Origin of the sequence: Capnocytophaga sp. oral taxon 324 str. F0483 (genome assembly GCF_000318315.2) — a bacterium.
Classification (GTDB): domain Bacteria; phylum Bacteroidota; class Bacteroidia; order Flavobacteriales; family Flavobacteriaceae; genus Capnocytophaga; species Capnocytophaga ochracea.
The window spans coordinates 47,477-71,102 of the sequence record NZ_KB291525.1 but is presented as its reverse complement, the minus strand read 5'-3'; the positions used below and the strand labels follow the sequence as shown (position 1 = coordinate 71,102).

Annotated in this window: 23 protein-coding genes; all 23 read right to left on the bottom strand. The window is 37.0% G+C overall.

The window, feature by feature from the left end; all coding sequences use genetic code 11:
• Complete coding sequence (locus HMPREF9072_RS07205; protein ID WP_009750612.1) at nt 1–768, bottom strand: oxidoreductase; 768 nt, start codon at nt 766–768, stop codon at nt 1–3.
• A complete protein-coding gene (locus tag HMPREF9072_RS07200) occupies nt 765–1,556 on the bottom strand; it encodes a nitrilase-related carbon-nitrogen hydrolase (RefSeq protein ID WP_009750611.1) in 792 nt (263 codons plus the stop codon). The genes HMPREF9072_RS07205 and HMPREF9072_RS07200 overlap by 4 nt, the downstream gene beginning before the upstream one ends.
• Nucleotides 1,556–2,848, bottom strand: a complete 1,293-nt coding sequence (locus tag HMPREF9072_RS07195) for a glutamate-1-semialdehyde 2,1-aminomutase (RefSeq protein ID WP_009750610.1) — start codon at nt 2,846–2,848, stop codon at nt 1,556–1,558. Before HMPREF9072_RS07195 ends, HMPREF9072_RS07200 begins: the two co-directional genes overlap by 1 nt.
• Nucleotides 2,845–3,564 carry a cytidylyltransferase domain-containing protein gene (locus HMPREF9072_RS07190; RefSeq protein ID WP_009750609.1) on the bottom strand — a complete coding sequence of 240 codons (720 nt, stop codon included), beginning with the start codon at nt 3,562–3,564 and terminating at the stop codon, nt 2,845–2,847. The genes HMPREF9072_RS07195 and HMPREF9072_RS07190 overlap by 4 nt, the downstream gene beginning before the upstream one ends.
• Before the next feature lie 3 nt (nt 3,565–3,567).
• Nucleotides 3,568–4,611 carry a nucleotidyltransferase family protein gene (locus tag HMPREF9072_RS07185; RefSeq protein WP_009750608.1) on the bottom strand — a complete coding sequence of 348 codons (1,044 nt, stop codon included), beginning with the start codon at nt 4,609–4,611 and terminating at the stop codon, nt 3,568–3,570.
• Between the two features lie 11 nt (nt 4,612–4,622).
• Nucleotides 4,623–5,780 carry a UDP-N-acetylglucosamine 2-epimerase gene (gene neuC / locus HMPREF9072_RS07180; RefSeq protein ID WP_034566276.1) on the bottom strand — a complete coding sequence of 386 codons (1,158 nt, stop codon included), beginning with the start codon at nt 5,778–5,780 and terminating at the stop codon, nt 4,623–4,625.
• Nucleotides 5,781–5,784: 4 nt separating this feature from the next.
• On the bottom strand, nt 5,785–6,771 hold the full coding sequence (locus tag HMPREF9072_RS07175; protein ID WP_009750606.1) for a polysaccharide deacetylase family protein: 987 nt from the start codon (nt 6,769–6,771) through the stop codon (nt 5,785–5,787).
• Nucleotides 6,772–6,774: 3 nt separating this feature from the next.
• The gene (locus tag HMPREF9072_RS07170) at nt 6,775–7,830 is read right to left on the bottom strand and encodes a hypothetical protein (protein WP_009750605.1); all 1,056 of its coding nucleotides are present in this window, start codon (nt 7,828–7,830) and stop codon (nt 6,775–6,777) included.
• A 2-nt stretch (nt 7,831–7,832) separates the two neighbouring features.
• Nucleotides 7,833–8,834, bottom strand: a complete 1,002-nt coding sequence (locus HMPREF9072_RS07165; protein ID WP_009750604.1) for a 3-oxoacyl-ACP synthase III family protein — start codon at nt 8,832–8,834, stop codon at nt 7,833–7,835.
• Nucleotides 8,835–8,839: 5 nt separating this feature from the next.
• On the bottom strand, nt 8,840–9,589 hold the full coding sequence (locus HMPREF9072_RS07160) for an SDR family NAD(P)-dependent oxidoreductase (RefSeq protein ID WP_009750603.1): 750 nt from the start codon (nt 9,587–9,589) through the stop codon (nt 8,840–8,842).
• 4 nt (nt 9,590–9,593) lie between these two features.
• Nucleotides 9,594–10,652 carry a ketoacyl-ACP synthase III gene (locus HMPREF9072_RS07155; RefSeq protein ID WP_009750602.1) on the bottom strand — a complete coding sequence of 353 codons (1,059 nt, stop codon included), beginning with the start codon at nt 10,650–10,652 and terminating at the stop codon, nt 9,594–9,596.
• A complete protein-coding gene (locus HMPREF9072_RS07150; protein WP_009750601.1) occupies nt 10,652–10,882 on the bottom strand; it encodes an acyl carrier protein in 231 nt (76 codons plus the stop codon). Before HMPREF9072_RS07150 ends, HMPREF9072_RS07155 begins: the two co-directional genes overlap by 1 nt.
• 64 nt (nt 10,883–10,946) lie before the next feature.
• Nucleotides 10,947–11,954: an N-acetylneuraminate synthase gene (neuB, locus tag HMPREF9072_RS07145; RefSeq protein ID WP_009750600.1), complete on the bottom strand. Its 1,008-nt coding sequence runs from the start codon at nt 11,952–11,954 to the stop codon at nt 10,947–10,949.
• Nucleotides 11,951–12,544: a NeuD/PglB/VioB family sugar acetyltransferase gene (locus HMPREF9072_RS07140; protein WP_009750599.1), complete on the bottom strand. Its 594-nt coding sequence runs from the start codon at nt 12,542–12,544 to the stop codon at nt 11,951–11,953. The genes neuB and HMPREF9072_RS07140 overlap by 4 nt, the downstream gene beginning before the upstream one ends.
• Nucleotides 12,541–13,683, bottom strand: coding sequence for a LegC family aminotransferase (locus HMPREF9072_RS07135; protein ID WP_009750598.1), 1,143 nt, complete (start codon nt 13,681–13,683; stop codon nt 12,541–12,543). The genes HMPREF9072_RS07140 and HMPREF9072_RS07135 overlap by 4 nt, the downstream gene beginning before the upstream one ends.
• Nucleotides 13,684–13,752: 69 nt before the next feature.
• Nucleotides 13,753–14,961 carry a UDP-N-acetylglucosamine 4,6-dehydratase gene (locus HMPREF9072_RS07130; RefSeq protein WP_009750597.1) on the bottom strand — a complete coding sequence of 403 codons (1,209 nt, stop codon included), beginning with the start codon at nt 14,959–14,961 and terminating at the stop codon, nt 13,753–13,755.
• 39 nt (nt 14,962–15,000) lie between these two features.
• Nucleotides 15,001–16,317, bottom strand: a complete 1,317-nt coding sequence (locus HMPREF9072_RS07125) for a UDP-glucose/GDP-mannose dehydrogenase family protein (RefSeq protein WP_009750596.1) — start codon at nt 16,315–16,317, stop codon at nt 15,001–15,003.
• The gene (locus HMPREF9072_RS07120; RefSeq protein WP_034566271.1) at nt 16,314–18,239 is read right to left on the bottom strand and encodes a nucleoside-diphosphate sugar epimerase/dehydratase; all 1,926 of its coding nucleotides are present in this window, start codon (nt 18,237–18,239) and stop codon (nt 16,314–16,316) included. The genes HMPREF9072_RS07125 and HMPREF9072_RS07120 overlap by 4 nt, the downstream gene beginning before the upstream one ends.
• A gap of 67 nt (nt 18,240–18,306) precedes the next feature.
• Entirely contained in the window at nt 18,307–19,434 is a 1,128-nt protein-coding gene (locus HMPREF9072_RS07115) for a DegT/DnrJ/EryC1/StrS aminotransferase family protein (RefSeq protein ID WP_009750594.1), read from the bottom strand.
• On the bottom strand, nt 19,431–20,078 hold the full coding sequence (locus HMPREF9072_RS07110) for an HAD family hydrolase (RefSeq protein ID WP_009750593.1): 648 nt from the start codon (nt 20,076–20,078) through the stop codon (nt 19,431–19,433). The genes HMPREF9072_RS07115 and HMPREF9072_RS07110 overlap by 4 nt, the downstream gene beginning before the upstream one ends.
• Nucleotides 20,071–21,045 (bottom strand): ATP-grasp domain-containing protein, encoded by a 975-nt coding sequence (locus HMPREF9072_RS07105; protein WP_009750592.1) that lies wholly within the window; start codon nt 21,043–21,045, stop codon nt 20,071–20,073. Before HMPREF9072_RS07105 ends, HMPREF9072_RS07110 begins: the two co-directional genes overlap by 8 nt.
• 21 nt (nt 21,046–21,066) lie before the next feature.
• Nucleotides 21,067–21,690, bottom strand: coding sequence for a sugar transferase (locus HMPREF9072_RS07100; RefSeq protein ID WP_009750591.1), 624 nt, complete (start codon nt 21,688–21,690; stop codon nt 21,067–21,069).
• A gap of 77 nt (nt 21,691–21,767) precedes the next feature.
• Nucleotides 21,768–22,865, bottom strand: coding sequence for a methyltransferase (locus tag HMPREF9072_RS07095; RefSeq protein ID WP_009750590.1), 1,098 nt, complete (start codon nt 22,863–22,865; stop codon nt 21,768–21,770).
• Nucleotides 22,866–23,626: the final 761 nt, after the last annotated feature.

The window sequence follows — 23,626 nt, the reverse complement described above, 5'->3', positions numbered from 1 at the left end:
CTACAATGTGAAACCATCGTCTACTACTATATTTTGTCCATTTACGAACTCTGATAAATCAGAAAGTAAGTATAGTAGAGTGCCTGAAATATCTTTAGCATTGAGCATTCCTTTGTTTAAGCAAAACTCTTTATACGCTTTTAAGAAAGTTTCAGGTTGTTTGTCTTCTATGCCTCCTAAAGAAATAGTATTTACTCTAATATTTTTCCCTTTAAAGTACTTAGCCATATATTTTGTAAGGTGTATTAAACCTGACTTAATAGCTGCATACTCTACAGGCATCGTCATTGGGGTATTATCATAAATCTCAAAACGTGGTGCTATTACTCCATAAATAGAAGCTAAATTAATGATATTACCATAGCCTTGCTTCTCAAAATAAGTAGCAAACTGTTGTGAGGTAAGAAAGTAACCTCCTAAGTTCATTCCTAGATTTTCACAAAAGTCATTGTAAGTTACTTCAAAGAAGTGTTTTCCGTAGTTTTTGTTGCGTGGATAAGCACTATTTACTAAAGCATCTATTTTGCCATATTTTTGGGAAATAGTAGTTATAAGTGCCTTAATAGAATTTTTCTCAGTAATATTTACTTGTGCAGGTACTATACTAGCATTTTCTAATGATGTGCACAGCCTCTCAGCTATAGCAATATCATATTCCGCTACCACAGCAATACCTCCATTATCAGCTATTGCCTGACAAAAAGTTCTGCCTAACAAACCAGCACCTCCAGTAACTATTACTACTTTATCTCTTACTAATTCGCTCATAGTATTTCTTTGTATAGTGTTATTTTTCTATCGTTTTTAACAGGAAATTCTGCTCTGTATTGAACTACTTCCTCAAGATTGAGGTCATATACTACCACCTCTTCTGAGAGAGATGTCCCTTTCAGCACTTCGCCATAAGGTGACACAATGTGCGATGAGGTTACATATAACAATCCATTGCCATCTTTTCCTATACGATTTACACCCACCATAAACACTTGGTTTTCTATAGCTCTTGCCTTGATAAGTGCCCACCAATGAGGTACTCTGCGCTCAGGCCAATTAGCTATATTTAGTATCACTGAGCAATCTTTAGAGTATGCTTGGTAAAGTTCAGGGAAGCGCAAGTCGTAACAGATGGTTAGGCCTATAGTAGCTCCTGCGATAGTTAGCTTTTTCAGTTCTTCACCTGCTTGGTAAAAATCATTTTCATTAGCATACGAAAAAGGATGTATTTTAGCATAAGTAGTTAGCAAGACACCTTGATTGTTTACTACAGCCAAGTTGTTAGTAGCTTTATCTCCTTTTGTCAGAACAACTCCGAAAGCTATAGACACATTATGTTTTTTAGCTTGTTCTTGAAAGAAAGTAATCGTTTCTGACGAAAGTTCATCTTCCTTGACTTTTTCGCTTTCCATTGTAAAACCTGTGAGGGTCATTTCAGGATATACTACCAAATTGGTATCAGAGCAATGTTCAGTAATAAGAGCTAATGTTTTTTCTACCTTTTGCTTATTCTCGGCTTTATTTTCCCAACTTTGGTTGAGTGAAACTAAGGCTATTTTCATTAGTTATATTTTCTAAATACAGGTTTTATAGTAGCTCCTACTAAATATTTATCTACTCCTTCATTAAGTGCTTTTGTATACACTTGTAATGATTTTCGCACTGCCTCAAGAGTTCTGTTTAATTCTTTGTCAGTATGAGCATACGAAATAGCAATCCAAGGTATTAAAACACCATTTTTAATCATTTCTTGTGAAAAAAGTGTTCTAAAAGCCAATGATACTTCTTTATTAGTATCTTTTGTAATATAGTTAGGAGAACATTCAATTCCTGTAGCTGCAAAATAATCACTTATTTGTAATTCCTTTGCAATAGCATTCATTTCTGAAATTAATTTTCTACCATAGTTCCATAAATGATCTACCACTTTGTGTTCTTTATAGAATTTTATAGTTTCTACTAAAGCTCCTAAACCACACATCTCGGCGCCGTGAGTAGTAGAGGTTAAGAATACACGTTCTGCTCCAATTTCTTTGATACCTCCTATTTTCATAAACTCTCGTTTACCACAGAGGGCTGCTACTGAGAAACCATTAGCCATACCCTTACCAAAGGTACAAAGGTCAGGTTCTACATTATAGTAAGTTTGTGCTCCTTGTAAATGCCAACGGAAACCTGTTATCATTTCATCAAGGATAAATAAAGCTCCATTTTTATGACATAGTTCTTTTACTTTTTGCAAGAAATTATCTTTAGGGTGCTCCCCTGTGGCAGGTTCTAAAATTACACCAGCTACCTGATTAGGGTGTTGGGTAAACAAGGTTTCTAATGACTCTATATCATTATATCTAAAGTGTACTGTGTGCTCATAGTTTTCTTTAGGAATACCACGAGTAAGCACTGTATCACCGATAAACCAATCGTCGTAGGAAAAGAAAGGGTGGTCTAAGCAACGAATGATATATTTTCTACCCGTATAGGCACGCGCCATTTTCACGGCGGCAGAAGTTACAGTAGATCCATTTTTAGCGAATTTGACCATATCTACACTTGGTATAAGGTCTACCATCATCTCAGCAGCTTCTAATTCTATCACTGAAGCACGTGTAAGGTTATTACCCTTCCAAATTTGCTCAATAGCAGCATTGGCAACTCTTTTTTCGCCATAGCCTAAAGTGACAGCTCGTAAAGCCATACCATAGTCTAAGAATTCTTTCCCATCGGGGGTGTAAAGATAAGCACCTTCACCTCTTTCAAATATTTGAGGGGCATTTTCGGGGTATTGGTCGTCTCCTCTACTATAAGTGTGACAACCACCAGGGATTACATTATTGAGTCGTTGGCTATAATTCATTTTAATATGTTATTTAATTTCAGTTCTAATAATTTTTCAATGATATAGAAGTCTACAATATCATCTACTTCATACGATTTATACTTGGGTACTACATAAGGTAAAGTAAGATTGTGATAGAAAGATTGTGTTTCTATATAGTAGTCAGTTTCTGATAAATATAAAGAGCCTTCAAAAAAATATAAATCATTTAGCTCTTGCCTTCTTAATACTTTCATTTCTTCTAAATAAGGTTTTAACAATCCTTCTTTAGATATATTTACCAAAAAAGCAGGGTGAGTTGCTTCTACTTTTGAGACTCCTACTATACTTTTAGCTGTATTATGGTTTAATAATTGCTCTATAGCTATATTAATATCATCTACATCACGCAAAGGAGAAGTAGGCTCTAATAGTAGTATGTAGTCAAATTCCTGTCCTTTGGTACGATAATATGCTATTGTATGTAGGACAAATGCTGAGGAGGGAGAAGTATCTGTTGCTAATTCTGAAGGTCTTAAAAAAGGTACTTTTATACCAAAACTCTCAGCTACAGTAGCTATTTCAGTACTATCAGTTGAAACAAATATCTCATCAATATACTCACTTGCTTGGGCTTGCTCTATACTCCACCCTATCAAAGGTTTACCACATAATGGTTTTATATTTTTACCAGGCAAACCTTTGCTACCTCCTCTTGCAGGGATGATAGCTAATATTTTTTTATTATTATACATTACTTAACGTTCTAAATGTTTGATAAACTCTTGTGCGTGTTCATAGTCTACAGTTTTACCGATGTCTATCCAATAGCCTATGATGGGGTCGTAGACTAATTTGCCCCCTTCAGCTACTAATCGATCCATTACATCGGTGATGTCGCAATACTTGCCTTTTTCTATTTTAGCAATCAAGGAGCGTTTGAGAATATAAATACCAGCGTTTGAGTGGTATATAAAACTAGGTTTTTCCTTAAAGTTCGTTACTCGTCCTTCTTGGGTTTCAAATACAGCATAAGGGATATCTACTTTATACTCAGTAGAAGCTACAGTCATATCTGCACTTTCATTGATAAGCTTTAAGTAAAGGGACTCGAAGTTTACATTGGTAAACAGGTCGCTATTCATCAACAAAATATGTTCAGAGCTTAGGTTGTTTATCAGTGCCAAAGCACCTGCTGTTCCCAAGGGTTCATCTTCCCATACATATTCTATGGTAATCCCCTTTTGGCTACCATCCCCCAAGTAGTCGACTATTTGCTGCCCCAAGTATTTGACTGAGATATAAATCTTTTTGATGCCAAAACTAATCAGTCTATCAATATTGTGTTCTATGATAGGTTTGTCGCCTAATCGCAACATTGGTTTGGGGACAGTATCCGTAAGCGGACTCAAGCGTTTGCCTCTTCCTCCAGCCATAATCACTGCTTCCAAAGGGAGTTGGGCTTTGGTGTATTCCAAATCTATCAAATCGACCATTTTACCTTCTTGGTTGAGGATAGGTAGAATTTTTATATCGCTTTTTCGATATTTCTCAAAGCTCTGATAGGTATCTTTTTGATATAGCCGTTTGAAATCTGGGTTTGCAATCTCTCCTAAGGTTTTCAGTAGATTTTGCTCAGCTATGATGGAGCGACGGATGTCACCATCTGTAACCGACCCTATTACGCTCTCATTATCATCTACCACAAAGAGGATAAGCCTACTCAAATTGTGCAATTTGTTGAGGTGTTGTAGTCCTTCTACCAAGTTTTTGTTCTTATGTATTAAAACATCGGTTCGCATTGTAGTATATATTAGTAATCAATGTTATAGAATGATTTTTTTAAAGGAATAATAGGGTGTTCTTTGATTATTTTTAAAATCTTTTCAGCAGCAGTGCCATTACCATATAGCATTTCTTGTTGCTGTATTTTTTCTCTAAACTGTTTATTGAGAGCAAAAGTAATACTTTTTCTGATATCCTCCAAAGTATGTGTGCTATTTATAATGCTCTCACAATTGATACGTCCCTTCTGTCTATCGCCTATATTGATAGTGGGGATACAAAAAGCCGGCACTTCTGTCATTCCAGAAGAAGAGTTTCCTATGACAAAATCTACAAATTGTAAGGCTGATAGATAACGTAACTGCCCTAATGATTTAAAAGCGACAGCTTTATCTTTATGGGTCTCTACATATTCAGCAATCATTTTATTGATCACTCGTCCATTCTTATCTGAGTTAGCGTGTGTGAAGATAAGAGCAGTGTCTGTAAGTTCATCAAGGGCTGTTAGTATATTTTCAAAAGTCTCTATAGGAGGTTCTTTTTCAAGCGTTACAGGATGATAGGTAATGAGTACATTTCTTTTTTTGAGTTTGAAGTCAATAGATTTTTCAAAAACTTGTCTATCCAATAACTTTAACTTTTTTATACTATCTAAGCCTATAGCTCCTACATTAAATACTGTATCAGGCTGCTCTCCTAATTGTATTACTCGTTTGCGATAGACTTCTGTAGAAGTGAAGTGTAGATGACTAAACTTAGTAATGCTATGCCTAATAGCCTCATCATAAGCGCCTTCAGTTGTTTCACCTCCGTGTAAGTGTGCTATTGGAATGTTAGCCATTCCAGTTGCTATCACCGCCCCTAATATTTCTGTTCTATCACCTAAAACTACCACTAAATCGGGCTGTAGATCCTCAAGGGCATCCGCAAATCCTGATATTGCCAGAGCAATAGTTTTTGAAACTCCTACTGAAGTATCTGACGAGAGCAAGCACTCTACTTTTTTATCTACTGTAAATCCTGCTGCTATTATTTCATCTAAGGTATAACCAAACTCAGGAGAGAGATGCATCCCAGTAGCGATGAGTTGCAATTGTAGCTTTTCATCTTTTGAAATAAGTTCAATCAGAGGTCTCAATAAGCCGAACTCGGCTCTTGTACCTGTTATGACACAAATTTTTCTCATAAAATTACTTATACCAATTGTTAGGTAATGCTTTTGCATCTTTAGGCAAATCATTAGTATCCAAACGGGGAATTTTAAATACATTATCTCCCATTTGGTTATTTATATCTGCTAACTTTACTTCTGTTGTAAAACCTAAAGCACAATGATTTTCCTTCAAAAGAGTTATAGTATCATCATTATAATTTCCATAAGGATAACAAATAGTCCAGTGTTTTATGTCTCCACCTATATTTTCTATAAATTTTAAAGATTCTTTAATTTCTACTTCTTGTTTTTCCTTTGGCAAAGAGCCCAACCAATAATGGTCGTAACCGTGGCTTCCTATATGCATACCAGCGCTAACCATATACTTCATTTGGTCTTCCGACATATATAGCTCTCTACTAAAAGTACCTTCCTCAACTCCCACTATTTTTTCAAAAAGTTCTGTTGTGATAATATTTCTCAGTTCTTCAACCAATTCAACTTGCAATAGTCGCTTAACAAAAATAACCTCTTTAGTATCGAATCTATCTAATTGAGCTAACTTTTTGTAATAAAACTCAAAGCTTTCCAGATGATACACTTCTCTATATTTATCTAATAACAAAGCTATTTCTTTTAATAGAGACGACATTTTCTCTTCTGGAGTTGAAGCTAAAATGAAATGTATTTTATTTACGTCCAATACTTTGTGCTGAGTAATAGCTTTTACAGGTGCATAAAAAGCCCCTTGTACTCCTTCGTTTTTCAAAATAGGAAATACGTAAGTAAAATGGTCGATATAAGCATCGTCAAAAGTAAGAAGAACAGGGTGAGATGGTAGTTTATGAATGCCTCGTGTAGCTGCTATAACTTCTTCAACGGTTACAAAAGAGTAGTGTTTCTTCAAAAAAACTACTTGCTCTTTAAAAAGAGTAACATCAAGCCCTTTGATAGAAGGGTATCTCGAATATTTTAAGTCTCTCACATAGTGGTACATCACTACTGTTAGATTTTGATTTTCCATTTTCTATTCTATTATATTAGGTCTGTCTTGATCAGCATCACCTTTGAATATTACATATCGATCGTTTTTATCTTTTAACTTATAGGTAAAATATAAAGATATATTTTGCTGTTCAAAGGGTTCAAAGTAATCAGGAATAATTACCTCATTTGTTGAGGTGTCTAATTTTGTAAATCCCATCGTTTCAAATACTTCTTCAGCAAAACCATAGTTTAAACAATCTATATATTCAGCCTCGTATTTTGATAATAATTTTTGTATTTGGTTATATAAACACGGAAGTACTTCTGCCCCAGCACCGTACATATCTACTATTCTCAGTGCTTTGGCTGTTTCTACTTTCACTATCCGAATAACCCAAATAGCTTTCAGCTTATCTTCTACAAAAACACCCCAAAAATTATATCTGTAGATTGGGTGATATAAATATCTGTTTTTTAGATATTCTATAGATTTCTTAGGTCTATACTCCCCTGCTTGTATACTTTCTTCGGTAAGAGGCTCAATATCAAAATTATCCTTTATAGTTAATTTTTCTATAGAAGCATTATCCTTTTTGTTTAACTTTTCGTTATGACTAGCTTTAGCAATTTTAAAATTTTCAACAGAATTATTGAGAATGTAATATTGATTAACTGTATTTACAAAATTTCTTAAAGCCTTATAAACTTTTATAGCATCATTGCTCAATCCAATACTTCCATAAGAATTAGCGTTTTCTATGTTAAAATAAAGTTCCCATAAATATACTGCTAAATCAGCTGCAATATCTTTAGAGATATCTTTTCTTACTTTTACAATAGCTCCCCATATATCTTTATCTTTATAAAGTTTTATATCATATTGGTAAACAGGGATAAATCCTAATAAAGCGTCTATTTTCTTTGTTTGCCTATTTTTAGCAATAATAAAATTATAATCTCCTGTAATAGGATTTAAATGTTGAAAATCCATTAGTTTTTTTGAGACCACTAAACTGTGATTTTTTTTCCAATGGGTGTCCAAAAATTCTATAATAAGAGGTAAATCCTCTTTCTTTGCATAGCGAATATCGTACATTTTTAATTAATTTTCAATATGCATCCTCCCCACGAATAGCCTACGCCAAAACCCGCAAGTAGGAGATTTCCTTTTAGTTTGTTCTCTTTTAGTTTTTCACAGAGTACTATAGGGATAGTAGCTGAAACGGTATTTCCTACTTCACTCATATAGTAATGAAATTGCTCTTCTTCTACTTTTAGTTTTTTACGCAAAAAATTCAGCATAAAAGCATTTGCTTGATGAAATACATAACCATCAATATTCTCTTTGGAGAGTTGATTCTTGTTCAATGTGTCGTTTACCAAAGAGGGTACAACATCAATAGTAAAGTTAAAAATCTCTGAACCATTCATAAATAAATAATCAGAAGCAATAGGATTTGCTTTTTCATCAAATTTTAAGTCGTTTAAAGAACTTTTATGACGAAAAGCTCCTGTTTTTACGATTAGATTTTCAGCTCCTTTGCCATCTGTTCCTAAACTAAAATTACCTATTTCAGCAAATCCTTCGGTAGATATAAGTGTAGCGGAACCTGCATCTCCAAAAATAGTGCGATTTCCTTTGTCTTTGGGGTGCAAATGTTTAGTATAGGTCTCTCCTGTAAGGAATAGTACATTCTTAGCAATTCCTCCCATAATGAGCCCTTTGGCTAAAGAAAGCCCATATATATATCCTGAACATCCTAAATTAAAATCTAAAGCGCCACAAGTAGTGGGTAAACCTAATTTATCTTGTATTAAACAAGCAGAAGTAGGTAGGAAATAATCAGGACTTTGAGTGCAGAAAAGCACAAAGTCTATATCATTTTTATTGATATTAGTTTCCGTAGCAAAAAGTTTCCCAGCTGCTTTCACAGCTAAGTCTGCTGCAGTTTCATTCTCATCTGCTATGTGGCGGGTGTGTATACCCACTTTATTAGCGATTTTATCGACACTCCATTCTGAAAATTCTTCTACTAACTGTTCATTAGTAAGCGCTTTTTTAGGGAGTGCGTATGTCAGTGCTTTAATATATGGTTTCATAAATTTTAATAACAAACAGAACGTCCTCCATCTATGAGTAAATTAGTCCCTGTTGTCCAAGAGCTGGCATCTGATAAGAGATAAATTACTGCATATGCTACTTCTTTAGGAGTACCATATCTCTTTAAAGGATATTTTTGTTTATCTAATTCAATTTGTTCATCCGTAATATTTCCTGAATCCATTATAGAGGTTTCTATCATACTAGGCATTACACTATTTACTCGTACTTTTTTTGGAGCAAGCTCAATAGCTAAAGTTTTTAAGAGTCCATTTAAAGCTCCCTTTGTAGCTGAATAAATAGACCCACCTATATATGAAGATAAAATTCCTGATGTTGATGTAATAAAAATTATAGAACTATTTTTAGTCATCTTTTTCTTATTAAGGACTTCTTTTGTAAGATATAATTGTGAAAAAAAATTGATATTAAACATTTTATTTATATCATCTTCTTTTAAAAAGGAGAATAGAAGATGTCCTGAAATACCAGCACAATTTACCAACCCATTTAAACTATCTATTTGTTTTGCTAAGGTTTCAATATCCTCCTTTTTGGTAAGATCAGCTACTATATAAGCGGGTTGTGCACCTTCTAACTGTCCATAGGTTTCTTGCAAACGCTGCTCATTACGCCCCGTAATAACTACTTGTGCTCCCATCTTAGAACATTCTATGGCAATGGCCTTTCCTATACCAGAAGAAGCTCCTGTTACTAAAATAGTTTTATTTTCTAATGAAAAAGGATTGTACATATTACTAAATTTCTTGTAGTTCTGAAATTACAATTTTATCAGTTTCAAAATAAACACTAGCCCATGATAAGCCTACACCAAAACCACAAGCTATATTTGTTTGTTTTTTATTTGCTAATGGTTTATCTTTTTGAATAACCATTGTTAGAGGAATACTTGCACAACTTGTGTTTCCAAAATCTTGAAGTGAATAAGGAACTTTTTCTTCAGAAATTTTAAGTTTCTTCCTAATTTTTTCATTCATAAAGAGATTGGCTTGATGAAAATAGAAATTATCAATATCTTCTATTTCAATAGAAAAATGTTCTACAAGCCCTCGTATACTTTTAGGTGCTTGTGAAATTCCGAAAGCAAATACATCCATTCCTTCTAAAACTAAATGAAGATCATTTCGCTCTATACCTTCTGAAACAATATGAGGGACAAAAGAATTTAGACTTGGTAGGTTTCTATAACCACCATCTTTTATCATAATAGTTTGATAACCTGCCCCATCTGTATTAAAAATGAAATTCATATTGTTTTCCCCATTCTCTGTATATTCTAAAGCAGTTGCTGTTCCGGCATCACCAAATAATGGATAGGAACTTTTGTCTTTATCAGAAGCCATTTTTAGTATAGTATCACCTGCTAATAACAAACCTCGTTTCATACTCCCATTACTCATCAGTGAACTTATCACACTAAGAGCATATACCCATCCTGAACAACCTAATGAAATGTCTAATGTATAGCAGTTTGTTGATAGTCCCAATCGTTCTTGTAAAATAGCAGAAGTTGCAGGAAGTATATAATCAGGTGTCTGTGAAACAAAAACCAAACAATCTATTGTTTCTTTCTCCCATTTCAGATCGTTAATAATCGCCTCTGCTGCTGATAAGCATAAATCAGAAGCACAAACAGCTTCATTTGCACGTCTATGTCGCTCTACTCCTGTAGTTTTTATGAAATTATGAGCTTCAATAGTAGAAAACAACGGGAAAGAGGTTGTCTCTTCTATTGTTTTAGGCACACAAGCTGCAACACCACTAATTTTAATTTTTTGTAAAGATAAATAACTCATTACATTCTGCTTTTCACTACATTATATAAATCTTCTACGGTATGAGCTGCTTTGATATCATCACCTTTTAGTTTTACATTGTATTCCTCATCAGCCATAGCAATAACTGATAGGGCAATTAGAGAGCTCCACTCATCTAAACTTCTGAACTCTGTAGAAAGGCTGATTTCTGCTGCATCTGTTTCATCAAACAGATTTACAAAATTTTGTACAAATTCTTGTGTATTCATATTTATAACTATTATTTAATTTGCAATTTATTTCTTTTCAATATCTTAAAGATAGCGACTAAATTCATAGCTCAATCAAATCATCTTCTTTAAAGTCTTTTTTAGCTGTTTTACCTATCACATCATCCCATTGCATAGGAGAAATACCCGTACCAGGGCGTTTTACCGTTAAGTTTTCAACGGTAAAAGACTCTCCTTTCACTATTTTTTTTGCAGCTACAATACTTTTACGAGCAATAGCTTTATTTTTAGCTTCAGATTTTGAAACTTCTTTCAGTCCTGAACCTCCTATGGCTTTTTCTATATTACGAATAGCCATTACCATAGCTTTTAGTTCCTCAGGTTCGAGCGATGCTTTATGGTCGGGACCTGGTAAGGTTTTATCCAAGGTAAAGTGTTTTTCAATAACCGTAGCCCCTAAGGCTACTGCTGCAATGGGGACTTCTATCCCCAAAGTATGGTCGGAATAACCTACGGACACTCCTAATTCTCGCTGGATATGGAGCATAGCCTTTAAGTTTACATCCTCCATAGGGGTAGGGTATTCCGTATTACAATGCAATACAGTAATTTTATCTTTGCTTACACCATTATCAGTCAGCACTTTTATGGCATCTTTTATTTCGCTTATAGTAGCCATCCCTGTAGAAAGTATCACTTCAGTAAAAAGAGTTGCTACTTTTCTTAAATAGGGCAGGTTGGTAATTTCACCTGAAGGAATTTTAGCGATGGTAATTCCTAACCCAGCTAAGAATTCTAACGATTCGAAATCAAAACCTGTAGAGAGAAATTGTACGCCTTTTTTTGTACAATAGTCAATTAACTCTTGATGAACAGCTTGTGAAAGCTCTAATTTTTTAAGCATTTCATACTGAGAGTCGTTGTCTTGTGTATTTTTATCTTGATAAGCCGCGCGTTTTGCTTGTTTGGTCACCAAGTTACTGGCTTTAAAGGTTTGGAATTTCACATAATCCACACCAGCTTCAGCTCCTTTATCAATGAGGGCTTTGGCTTTGGCGATATCGCCATTATGATTTACACCTGCTTCGGCTATGATAAGTGTTCTTTTCATCTTTTTACAAATGTTCCTGCTGATATGATACTATTAGGTGGAATGGTTACCCCATTAGAAATAGTAGCATTACTACCTATAAAAGTACCTCCGCCGATCACACAATCTCCATTGACTATTGCTCCCGTAGAGATATGACAAAAATCGTCTATCACTACACCGTGTTCGATATTTGCTTTAGTATTGACAATACAGTTTTTTCCTATTTTAGCCCCTGCATTCACTAAAGCGTGATGCATTATAATTGTACCTTCTTCTATAATAGTGTGTTTTGATACATACGCCAAAGGAGAAATCACTACAGGCAAATGATAGCCTATTGCTTTCAACTTTTGGGACAAGTGCACTCGCAAAACATTACTTTTTATTTGTCCTACTGAAATTATAGCATTAGGGCAAGTTAGGTATAATTTTTCTAAATCATCATCAGTAGCTATAATTTTATATCCTAATACTTCTTTTCCTAAATGCTCCTTGGAGTCGATAATTCCTTTGATGAGATATTTTTCTTCTTGTTCAATCACATCTATCACCGAGGTGCAATGCCCTCCGCCTCCTACAAGGATGATATTAGGTTTTTCTTTTTTCATCTCACTCCACTGGGTATATTCACTACTCTTGCTTCTAACCATTCGGCATTGCTGAGGTCTGCTTTAGGACAATCTTTAAACATTGGTAGGCGGTTCATCAGTTGCCATATTGGGCGGCTCATTACCCCCTTTGCATTTGTTTCGGTAAGGAAAGCGTCGCGCTCTTCTTTGTTGTTTAAGATAATGGCATTGAGCCAATAGTTACATTTTTCGTATTCACGTTCGGCAAAAAAGGTAATACCTTGTTTTTTGAAATAAGCTTTATAGGTTTCGGCTGTAGCGCGTTTGTTAGCTAAAAAGCCATCTAACTGTTCTAATTGGGCTACCCCTAAGGCAGCATTGATATTGGGCATACGATAATTATAACCTATTTCATCGTGTACGAATTCCCAAGCGTGAGGGACTTTGGCTTGGGTGGTGAGGTGTTTGGCGTGTTTGCCTATAGTCTCATCATTGGTGAGTATCATACCGCCACCTCCTGTAGTAATGGTTTTATTGCCGTTGAAAGAGATACCTCCTATTTTGGCGAATGTACCCAAATGTTTGCCTTTGTAATAACTACCGATGGCTTCGGCAGCATCTTCTACTACGTCTATTTGATAACGTTCACAGATAGCTATAATTTCTTCTATACGGCAGGCGTGTCCAAAGGTATGCATTGGCATACACGCTTTGATACGTCGATTTGTTTGCTTATGGTAGCATTCGTTCCCTCGTAGTTCGGTGTTTTCTTTTAAAAAGTGTTCTAAAGAGGTAGGAGAGAGTCCCATTGTATCTTTATCGACATCTACAAATACGGGTACAGCCCCTGCATATACAATGGCATTGGTAGTAGCTATAAAGGTTAGCGGTTGGGTAATAACTTCATCGCCTGCTTTTACCCCACTGAGTTTTAGTGCTATATGGAGGGCATTGGTGCCATTCACACATACTACAGCGTATTTAGCCCCTGTATATTCAGCTACCTTTTGTTCGAAGAGGTCTACAAATTTTCCTACGCTTGATACGAAAGTAGTATCGATGCACTCTTCTAAATATTTTTTTTCGTTCCCTGCAAAAGTAGGGGCGTGTAGAGGGATAAAAGCCTCTTTCTCACCATAAAGGTCGCGTATAAAGGATATGGTTTCAGCGATATTCATATTCAATTTGCCTATAATACTTTGACAAAGTTCTAGACTTTGTCAAAGTTGAAATTTTTATCATCAATATTACATTTTGCTATCCAAATACTTTCCTGTTTCTTGGTGGTCGAAATTTACTAAGAATTTTTTCATCAGCAGGGTGATGTCTTTTTTCTCAGTAGTAGGATTGTCAAATAGTTGGGTTAGCTTATCTATAAAACTTTCTATTTCAGTTATTTTTTTTAAAGATTGTAGACTAATCACTCCTAAAGAAGTGTATTTATCTAATGTTACTTGTTCTCCTTCAGTATAAAATTCCTCGTAGGTTTTTTCGCCTGTGGTATCACTTGTTGAGAAATAAACGGGATACCATTTATCAGTTTCTTTTCGGCTTTCAGCCTTAGCAATAGCTTCAGCTTCACTCTTGCATTCCAAAGGGGTATATCCTAAGTCTTTTAATAGCTGGGAGGCTATTTCTGAGAAAGTAAGTACTTGTTCTTTCTTCAGTTTAGGGAAGTATATTTGTCCTGTTGTGCCTAATATACAAGCCATTAAACAAATTTGTCCGCTTTCTTCGGGAGATACAAAGTAGCGAGTTACATCAGAAGGAGCTGACAGAGGTTGGTTTTTAGCAATACGTTCTAAAAAGCCTGCTGGCAGAGAGCCATTAGAAAAAGCAACATTGGCAAAACGAGCAGTCGTAACTGGGAAAAGGTCAGCATAAGCCATTATCATATCTTCCATTATCTTTTTGCTACCTCCCATTATATTTACAGGGTTAGCAGCTTTGTCGGTCGATACACAAAAGAAGTGTTCAGGAGGATAGTCACATAATAAGTCTAAGAATTTTTTAGCGTTTACTACATTGTTTTTGAGTAAGGCTTCTACCGAATATTTATCTTTTTCGCTTCGTACATGCTTGTGAGCTGAAAAGTTAGCTATTATATCAAAACCGTCACGAGCTTTGAACATTTTTACAAAAGTATCATCGGCGTAATTCATAGGGTAGGTTACATAGTCGGTAGGCACTGTAAAGGCGGAAGTACTGCGCAACTCGCGAGTGAGTTCGGTAAGTCCGTTTTCACTAATATCTACTACTACCAAAGTTTTAGGTTTAAAAGGTAGTAAGGCTTTGATATACGAGCTTCCAATAGAACCTGCTCCTCCTATTACCAATACACTTTTGCCTTCAATAGCCTTAGTTAATGCTGATTGATGAGTGTACAAATCTGCCTGAAACATACTCTCAGGGCGCTTGGTAACATATTTCGATATAAAATGTTCTATATTTAGCATTAAATAATTTCTTTGTGTTTATTTTTAAAGTGAGTTTATTTATACTCCTATCTGTACGTACTCCCAACCCTTGCTTGGTAACTCAAAGGCGTTGTATTGGTTTCTGCCGTCAAAGATTACTTTTTCGTTTAGCAATTTGGCTATTTCATCGAAATCGGGGACACGGAATTCTTTCCATTCGGTAAGCAAAAGTAAGGCGTCAGCTCCTTTTAGGGCTTCGTATTTGCTCTCTACATAAGTAACCTCTACATCTTTTAGGTAACATACTTTTGCCTCGTGAACTGCTTTAGGGTCGTAGGCTTGTACTTTGGCTCCGCGTTTCACCAATTCTTTAATGACGTAAATTGCAGGTGCTTCGCGCATATCATCGGTTTCAGGTTTGAACGAAAGCCCCCATACAGCAAAGGTTTTGCCGCTGAGGTCTTCCCCATATTTGGCAACTACTTTCTGGGCAATCACTATCTTCTGACGGTTGTTCACATTGTCTACTGATTCAATCAGTTCTGCTTTGTAATCTACCTCTTCTGCTAATTTTTTAAGTGCCAATACGTCTTTCGGGAAACAAGAACCTCCATAGCCACATCCTGGGTAAATAAAGCTATAGCCTATCCTGCTATCAGAACCTATCCCTATACGCACTTTATTTACATCAGCCCCTACACGCTCACAGATATTCGCGATTTCGTTCATAAATGAAATCTTAGTAGCCAGCATAGTATTCGCAGCGTATTTGGTCATCTCTGCCGAACGAATGTCCATCGTGATAAAGCATTCGTGTTGTAAGAAAAAGGATGAGTAAAGGGCTTTCATCTTAGTAAAAGCATCATCGCTATCAGCCCCTATTACCACGCGGTCAGGTTTCATAAAATCTTGAATAGCTTTACCTTCTTTTAAAAACTCGGGGTTGGACACCACGTGAAATTTGTAATTCATTCCGCGTTTATCCAAGGCAGCTTGCACGGTAGTGCGAACCTTGTCGGCAGTGCCTACAGGCACGGTCGATTTGTCTACTACTATTAACTCTCCTTGCATTGTTTCGCCTATGGCTTGGGCTACCGAAAGCACATATTGCAAGTCTGCCGACCCATCATCCCCCATAGGAGTTCCTACAGCTATAAAAGCTATCTCAGCATCTTTGATTGCTTCCGCGAGGTCAGTATTGAAAAATAGTGTTTTACCTAAATTGCTCTGTACCATTTCTTCCAATCCTGGCTCGTAAATAGGAATCACCCCTTGTTTGAGCTTCTCTATTTTCTCAGAGTTTACATCTACGCAGGTTACCTTGTTGCCCATCTCAGCGAAACAAGTCCCTGATACTAACCCCACATAGCCGGTGCCTATGACTGCTATTCTCATTCTATTTTCTTATCTAAGGTTTCATATTCGGAGTTATTGCTTTTAAACTCCTTTACTATTTGTTTTAATAAACGCACTACTTCTGTCTTATCCCCTTGCGTAGCTACCTCATACATTTGAGTAGTGAGCGCCTCTATCTCAGTAAACGACATTGAAGGGTCTTTGCTAATCATTATTTTCTTGTGGTGAGTAGGCATTGTTTTAGTACTGTCACTTAATAGTTCTTCATAGAGTTTCTCACCAGGGCGCAAGCCTGTGTACACGAGCTTGATATCTACGTTTGGTTCATAGCCTGATAGTTTAATCATACGAGTAGCAAGGTTGAGTATCTTCACGGGTTCACCCATATCAAAAACAAATATCTCACCACCTTTGCCCATAGTTCCTGCTTGAAGTACCAACTCACACGCTTCGGGTATAGTCATAAAGTAACGCACTATATCAGGGTGGGTGATGGTTACAGGACCTCCTTTTTCTATCTGTTTCCTAAAATGGGGGATTACCGACCCATTAGAGCCCAACACATTGCCAAAACGAGTAGTGATAAAAGCTGTTTTATTGCCTTCTTTGTTTTGTAAGGCTTGTACAAAAAGCTCTGCCACCCTCTTTGAAGCTCCCATTACATTGGTGGGGTTTACAGCTTTATCAGTGGATATCATCACAAAGTGAGGTATTTCATATTTGTTAGCCAAAAGTGCTACATTTTTAGTCCCTTGTATGTTTACTAACACAGCTTCGTGCGGATTCTCTTCTATCATCGGTACGTGCTTATAGGCAGCCGCGTGATACACTACTGAAAACTTATGTGCTTTAAACACACTTTCTAAACGTTCACAGTTAGTAATATCGGCTAAAACAAATTCAAAAGCGATGTCTGGGAAACTCTCTTTAAGTTCTAACTCTATGTCGTATAGAGGCGTTTCTGCTTGGTCGAGCACAACTACTAAGGCGGGGGTGAAGGTAGCTATCTGTCGTATCAACTCACTACCAATAGACCCCGCTCCTCCTGTCACCAATATATTTTTGTGGTAGTGTTTTTCGCGTACTTCTTCGTTATCTAATACTATCTGTCTACGTCCTAAGAGGTCTTCTATTTGTATTTTATGAAGATTAAATCCTTCTTTTTCTGGACGTAATTTCTGTAATGCGGGGGTTTTGAGTATTTGCAAACCTTTGTCTAAACACACATTCACCCAAAAAGTCATCTCTTCTTTCGAAAGATGGTTCTTGTTTATGAGCACCCCATCAGCCTCTAATTCTTCACAAGGAGTATCTATAAATTTATCTTTTGAGATAATAGGTCTACCTAATAGAGTAGCCTGTTTAGGATTCGTACGCCCTGTAAGAAAACCTACTACCGAATAAGGAATGGCAGCATTGCCTATAATCCCATTGGCAAAAGCAACTGCTTCATCATCTATCCCCAAGATAAGAATACGCCTCTTAGAAGTACGCCTATTAATTTCTTTTACCAAATAGAAAAACTCTTTTACCGATAACCTAAATACAAATAGTATGATGAACGACACTGTAAAATATATCAGTAGAATAGGGTTCAACAACACTTTTTCACCTATAACGTGCAGACTTATCTTGTTGGCAATAAACATTGCTATTACCGTGCACCCACTTGAAAGCAGAATGCGAAACAAATCTCTAAAAGTAGAATACCGTATAATCCCTGAATAAGTACGGAAGATGAACATAAAAAAGATGTTCACCCCGATAACTAATAAATAGCGTTTGTAAAGAGGAATACTGTCGGAAATATATACCCCCAAGCGTTCTACTACAAAAAAGGAAAAGAATAGAGCTATAAATAGCAAAAACACTTCCATACACACCACTATCCAACGTGGGGTGTAACGGGCAGTAGCTAAGTTTACCAAAGTGCTATCACTATATGTATGTGCTTGAGGCATTGTTTTAAATATAAATGGAAAAATTTGCACAAAGGTACAAAATTCTTTTTAATTTTATAGAGACACTTTATAATTTCTTAAAAACGCCTTTTATTCTCTCTCGGTCTGCATCAGTAAGATTAGAACCTGAGGACAAACATAAACCATTGTTAAATAAGTGCTCACAGGTCTTTTTACCATAGTAAGGAGCTGAGGCAAACACAGGTTGCAAGTGCATAGGTTTCCACAAGGGGCGCGTTTCAATATTTTCTTCCAAAAAGGCTAATCGCAAGTCTTCTCTATCAAATCCTGTTTTAGTTTTATCAATGGTAATAGCCGAAAGCCAATAATTACAAAAGTAATCTTCATTGGGCTCTGTAAGTAATTTTATCCCTTCAATTCCTTTGAACAAGTCGGCATAAAAAGCGTGCATCTTTCGGCGGGCTTCAATGCGCTGTGGCAATACCTCCATTTGTCCACGACCTATGCCTGCCGTAATATTGCTCATACGGTAGTTATACCCTATGTGCGAATGCTGGTAGTGAGGAGCGTTGTCGCGCGCTTGGGTGCTCAAAAATACAGCTTTATCTTTCTCTTCTTGAGTGTGACATACCAAAGCCCCTCCTCCTGAGGTAGTGATAATCTTATTGCCGTTGAACGACAGTACCCCAAACCTACCAAAAGTACCACAAGGTTTCCCTTTGTAAGTGCTTCCTAAGGCTTCGGCGGCATCTTCCACCAATGGAATATCATACTTTTTACATAGAGTGAGCACCTCCTCTATTTTGAAAGGCATTCCGTAGAGCGATACAGCTACTACTGCTTTGGGCTTCTTGCCTTTCTTGATGCGGTCTTTAATAGCTTCTTCTAAGAAAACGGGAGAGAGATTCCAGGTGCTCTCTTCCGAGTCTACAAACACGGGCGTAGCTCCTTGGTATACGATAGGGTTAGCAGAAGCTGAAAAAGTCATCGATTGACAGAGCACCTCATCGCCTGCTTGCACCCCACACTCTATAAGAGCTAGGTGCAAGGCTGCCGTACCCGCCGAAAGTGCCGATACTTTCACTCCATTGCCTAAAAAGTGCTGTAAATCCTCTTCAAAGCCATTTACATTAGGACCTAAGGGGGCTACCCAATTCTCCTCAAAGGCTTGATGGATATATTTAAGTTCGTTCCCTCCCATATGTGGGGAAGAAAGCCATATTTTTTCTTTCATAACGTGTGTATAAGGTCTTTTAATTCTGTGATAATATAGGTAGGTTGTTGTTCAGGAGCTACCTCGAAATCCTGCGGGTGTATATTCCATCCTTTATTGAGCAAACAGTAACTCGTCAATCCCAATATATTTGGAGCTATAAAGTCTTTTGCAGGATTGTCGCCTATATAGCAATACGCCTTAATATCTTTTTCTGTAAACACTTCATAGTTGCGTAAGTCAGGTTTACTCCTGCCAAATTCTTCCGAAATAACAATTCTGTCAAACAGGGCTTCTATTCCTAAAGCTCTCAACTTATTGCGCTGTGTAACTGATCGTCCATCAGTAATGAGTCCTATTTTATAGCCTTGGGCTTTGCAAAAAACTAAAACTTCTTGTGCTCCTTCATTTAAAGATATTACAGGGAAATGGTTTCTATAAACCTGCAATAATTGTTCCATACTGAAATGTGGAAAGTACTTTGCCACATATCCAAAAGCATTCCTTCCTTCTTGATATTCACAAATCATTTGCTTATAAAGCCTTTCCGTTGCTACCGCCTCAGAGACAACCAAAGAAGCTATTGCTCGGTAAGCCGACTTCAAATAGTCGATTTCATATACCAAAGTATCGTCTAAATCAAAAATAACGTACTTGCTACTCATAATGGCTTACAAAAACAGCTTCGTCATACCTAAGCATCAACAAACGGTCTTCCCAATTGTTGTTCACTGGTATTTCTTTGTCTAATAAGTATTCTTCTATTAAATATTTAGGGTAATTAGCTCCTGCGGCATAGCTAAGCGGGAAACCTCCTCCAAAACGAGGATTGATTTCAATAGCTATCACTTGTTTTGTCGTCCGATTTAAAAAAAATTGCATCGTTAAACAGCCTTTTGCCCCTTCAATATGCGCAAGATGTTTTGTAACGAATGGCACTAATACGTTCTTTTCAGTAATCCCTTTATTGATTTCACCTGCACGCACAAATATGCGTTTGCGGGGTACCGCGCATTTTAAATCTCCATTGCGATTGTAATAGGTATCTACTGTATATTCATCGTGCATTTTTGGGTCTATATACTCCATAAAAAGCAGGTCGGGGTTGTTAAGGTGATAATCAGTCAGCTCATCTGCCTTGCGTATCACAAAAATATCTTTGCTAAGCGAACCATTGTAGGGCTTTATAAGGAGCGGAAAAGTAGGTCGTGTTTTATCAATAGAAACAGGTACCTCTATGCCTTTTTCTCGAAAAAAAGTGTTTGTAAGTCGTTTATCCCTACATTGTTGCACAAATGCTAATGAGGAAACCACAGGGGTAATTCCTTTGTCTAAAAAAAGTCGTTGGTGCTTAGCAAGCATCAGTAGTTCAGTATCAATAGTAGGGGCAATAAGTTTTACACCCCATTGCAAACATTGTTCTAATAAGGCTTGTGGATAATTCTCATCAGTTGCTTTACATATAGAGGCATATCCATCGGCTATCTGGCAAGCAGGCGAGAAAGCGGGGTTCATATCTACCGCATACACCTTGCTCTCAGGGAATAGCTCTTTTAATTCTCTTTGAAAAGCTCGCAACAACGCCACCCGTTGCCCTGCCGACGTAATTAATATATTATTTTCTCCTTTCATTTATAAAAAATACTTGTCGTGCTACAAACTGCTTGTCGTGCTACGACCTCCTCTAAACTCCTCCATTGTAGCTTGTCCTTCTTGTGATATCCCTTCGCGTATAAACACTTTCTTCACCGTGAGAAGCAGTATTTTAAGGTCTAATACGAATGATTGGTGGTCTACGTACCACACGTCCAACTCAAATTTCTTTTCCCAGCTGATAGCATTGCGCCCATTCACTTGCGCCCAACCAGTGATACCTGGTTTTACCTCGTGCCTACGCTTCTGAGTCTCGTTATACAAAGGTAAATACTGAGGTAATAACGGTCTCGGACCTATAACCGACATATCCCCTTTCAGCACATTCAGCAACTGTGGAATTTCATCAAGCGAAGTCTTCCGTACAAAAGCCCCTATTTTCGTGAGTCGCTCTGCATCAGGCAAAAGCTGTCCATTAGCATCACAACGGTCGTTCATTGTTTTGAACTTGATAATCCTAAAAATGCGTTCTCCTTTCCCAGGTCGTAACTGATAGAAAAACGGCTTCCCGTCATTAGCAAACCACAACCCTACCATCACCACCACAAAGATAGGACTCAGCACAATAAAGGCAATCAGTGCTGTAAGGAAGTCTAATACCGGTTTTATAATATTTCTATACATCTATTTTCTCCCAAAAGTTACCCGTGTGGCTCCCACTGCCTGTCGCACAACCACCATTAATCATTAACCACTAACCATTAACCATTAATCACTACCTTAAACAGCGTATGGCTATTGCCACTGCCTAAGTTGTCATAGATATCCACTACCTTTAGTCCAGCGCGTTCCACGCATTTTATCATATCGCCCGAATAGTACATCTTGCTATTGCCGTTTGCCATTGCCGTAAAATACACACTGATTTGGGTAAGGCAATACGCCCCCGTTTCGTGTTGTTGTCTGTCCCAATAGGCTTCCAGAATATACAACTCGGTATGAGCGTCCATCGCAGCAGCTGCCCTACTGAGAATACTCGTTACTTCCTCCTCTGAGAAGCAATCCAAAAACTGACTCATCCATATCACATCAAAACCTTTCGGAAAAGGCACAGAGGCGTCCAACAGATTAGCCGGATAGCCTCCAATACGCTCAGCTCCTTGTTTGCCTGCGATATTGTTTTTCATCAAACCCAGTTGCTGAGGTAAGTCCATAATGGTTACCTGCACATCGGGGTTAAAGCTCACGGTCTTTAACGCAAAGCGTCCCGTATTACCTCCCACGTCTAAGAGCGTCTTTACAGGGCGTTTAAAAATGATATTTAAAGCATCTTCAAAAGAGTAATCAGAATAGTAATGGTCAAAAGCAAACCACTTTTCTTGCGCCTTTTTAGGCAATTGTGAGAGCCCCTCATAAATTGTAGGCCAAGACCCAAACACTTTAAGTCCCGCAGGTTTCCCTTCTTTAAGTGCTTCTTCAAGGTGAAACAACCCTTCGTAACACACCTCTTGAATGAATTCCATATTCACACGGGTGCTCTTGTCGCGAAGTAAAAACCAACCTGCTTTTGATATCGCAAAGCGGTCGCCCTCTTTCAAGAGTACCGTACCTATGGAAAGCGACGACTCCAAAAGTATTTTTACAGCATAGTCACTCAGCTGTGTTTTAGTCGCCACCTCCTGCATTGTCAATCCTTCAGGGGCATTGCACAAAGCCTCGAACACGCCGAGTTTTACCATTAGGTGTGATATTTGGAACACCACAGGCGCAAAGGCAATCTCTTGAGCCAAGCGCTGAGCTTCCAAAGCCGTTTTTTGTTCAGTAGTATATTGTTTTCTGATTGCTGGTGTTAAATTCATATGCTTAAATATCTCAGTTTAACAATTAAGGTGCAAATGTACAAATTAAATAGCAAATAACAATAAAAAGATTTTTCAGCTATTCGCCTTGCCTATTCCACCATCAAGTGCAATTTTTTCTTCCTTTGTGCCTCTCATTTTGATAATGTCTCAAACTTTGCCCCAATTTTAATCTTCAAACGAAGTCTTAAAAAGCTATTTCATAATTCGTAGCCTTGATTTCCGATGATTAGCCTCTCACCTCTCCTGCTACTTTATGTCTAACCGACGTCAATATAACTTTTATTATCAATCTTTTTTGAGAGCATAGCGGAAGAGGACTCTTAAGAATGCTCAGAACCTCTTTTTTGAAACCAAAAGAACACAAACATCCCCACAAAAGGGAAGATTAGCACAGAAAATGTTTTCGACATCGCCTCATAGCTAAAATAAGGAACTTCTATAGCATAAAAGAAGTTTACATAGAAAAACGACGCAATGCAAATTAAGATAAAGATTATAATATTTCTTGCTTTCATATCTTAAGTCTTTAAAAAATACAAAGTATAACCTTAATAAGGTACAAAGATATAAAAATAATAAACACCCGTCAATATTGATTTTTAAAAAAGTTTTTCGTATTTTTGTATTTTTCCTCCCTAATCTTTACTTCACTATATCCCTTTTCTCAAATAGAGGGCAGGTGAAAGCATTATTACTTTCTCTTCCTTTCGTATCGAAACCCCGATTTTAACATTTTTAACCTTGTTGTATTATATTAT

Bases quoted from the DNA above. Each gene is read 5' to 3' on its own strand.
- HMPREF9072_RS07185 (WP_009750608.1), bottom strand. From the start codon at position 4,611: ATGCGAACCGATGTTTTAATACATAAGAACAAAAACTTGGTAGAAGGA.
- HMPREF9072_RS07175 (WP_009750606.1), bottom strand. From the start codon at position 6,771: ATGGAAAATCAAAATCTAACAGTAGTGATGTACCACTATGTGAGAGAC.
- HMPREF9072_RS07205 (WP_009750612.1), bottom strand. From the start codon at position 768: ATGAGCGAATTAGTAAGAGATAAAGTAGTAATAGTTACTGGAGGTGCT.
- HMPREF9072_RS07140 (WP_009750599.1), bottom strand. From the start codon at position 12,544: ATGAAAAAAGAAAAACCTAATATCATCCTTGTAGGAGGCGGAGGGCAT.
- HMPREF9072_RS07165 (WP_009750604.1), bottom strand. From the start codon at position 8,834: ATGAAACCATATATTAAAGCACTGACATACGCACTCCCTAAAAAAGCG.
- neuB (WP_009750600.1), bottom strand. From the start codon at position 11,954: ATGAAAAGAACACTTATCATAGCCGAAGCAGGTGTAAATCATAATGGC.
- HMPREF9072_RS07190 (WP_009750609.1), bottom strand. From the start codon at position 3,564: ATGTATAATAATAAAAAAATATTAGCTATCATCCCTGCAAGAGGAGGT.
- HMPREF9072_RS07160 (WP_009750603.1), bottom strand. From the start codon at position 9,589: ATGTACAATCCTTTTTCATTAGAAAATAAAACTATTTTAGTAACAGGA.
- HMPREF9072_RS07100 (WP_009750591.1), bottom strand. From the start codon at position 21,690: ATGTATAGAAATATTATAAAACCGGTATTAGACTTCCTTACAGCACTG.
- HMPREF9072_RS07095 (WP_009750590.1), bottom strand. From the start codon at position 22,865: ATGAATTTAACACCAGCAATCAGAAAACAATATACTACTGAACAAAAA.
- HMPREF9072_RS07170 (WP_009750605.1), bottom strand. From the start codon at position 7,830: ATGTACGATATTCGCTATGCAAAGAAAGAGGATTTACCTCTTATTATA.
- HMPREF9072_RS07195 (WP_009750610.1), bottom strand. From the start codon at position 2,848: ATGAATTATAGCCAACGACTCAATAATGTAATCCCTGGTGGTTGTCAC.
- HMPREF9072_RS07125 (WP_009750596.1), bottom strand. From the start codon at position 16,317: ATGAGAATAGCAGTCATAGGCACCGGCTATGTGGGGTTAGTATCAGGG.
- neuC (WP_034566276.1), bottom strand. From the start codon at position 5,780: ATGAGAAAAATTTGTGTCATAACAGGTACAAGAGCCGAGTTCGGCTTA.
- HMPREF9072_RS07105 (WP_009750592.1), bottom strand. From the start codon at position 21,045: ATGAAAGGAGAAAATAATATATTAATTACGTCGGCAGGGCAACGGGTG.
- HMPREF9072_RS07135 (WP_009750598.1), bottom strand. From the start codon at position 13,683: ATGAATATCGCTGAAACCATATCCTTTATACGCGACCTTTATGGTGAG.
- HMPREF9072_RS07155 (WP_009750602.1), bottom strand. From the start codon at position 10,652: ATGAGTTATTTATCTTTACAAAAAATTAAAATTAGTGGTGTTGCAGCT.
- HMPREF9072_RS07110 (WP_009750593.1), bottom strand. From the start codon at position 20,078: ATGAGTAGCAAGTACGTTATTTTTGATTTAGACGATACTTTGGTATAT.
- HMPREF9072_RS07120 (WP_034566271.1), bottom strand. From the start codon at position 18,239: ATGCCTCAAGCACATACATATAGTGATAGCACTTTGGTAAACTTAGCT.
- HMPREF9072_RS07130 (WP_009750597.1), bottom strand. From the start codon at position 14,961: ATGCTAAATATAGAACATTTTATATCGAAATATGTTACCAAGCGCCCT.
- HMPREF9072_RS07115 (WP_009750594.1), bottom strand. From the start codon at position 19,434: ATGAAAGAAAAAATATGGCTTTCTTCCCCACATATGGGAGGGAACGAA.
- HMPREF9072_RS07150 (WP_009750601.1), bottom strand. From the start codon at position 10,882: ATGAATACACAAGAATTTGTACAAAATTTTGTAAATCTGTTTGATGAA.
- HMPREF9072_RS07200 (WP_009750611.1), bottom strand. From the start codon at position 1,556: ATGAAAATAGCCTTAGTTTCACTCAACCAAAGTTGGGAAAATAAAGCC.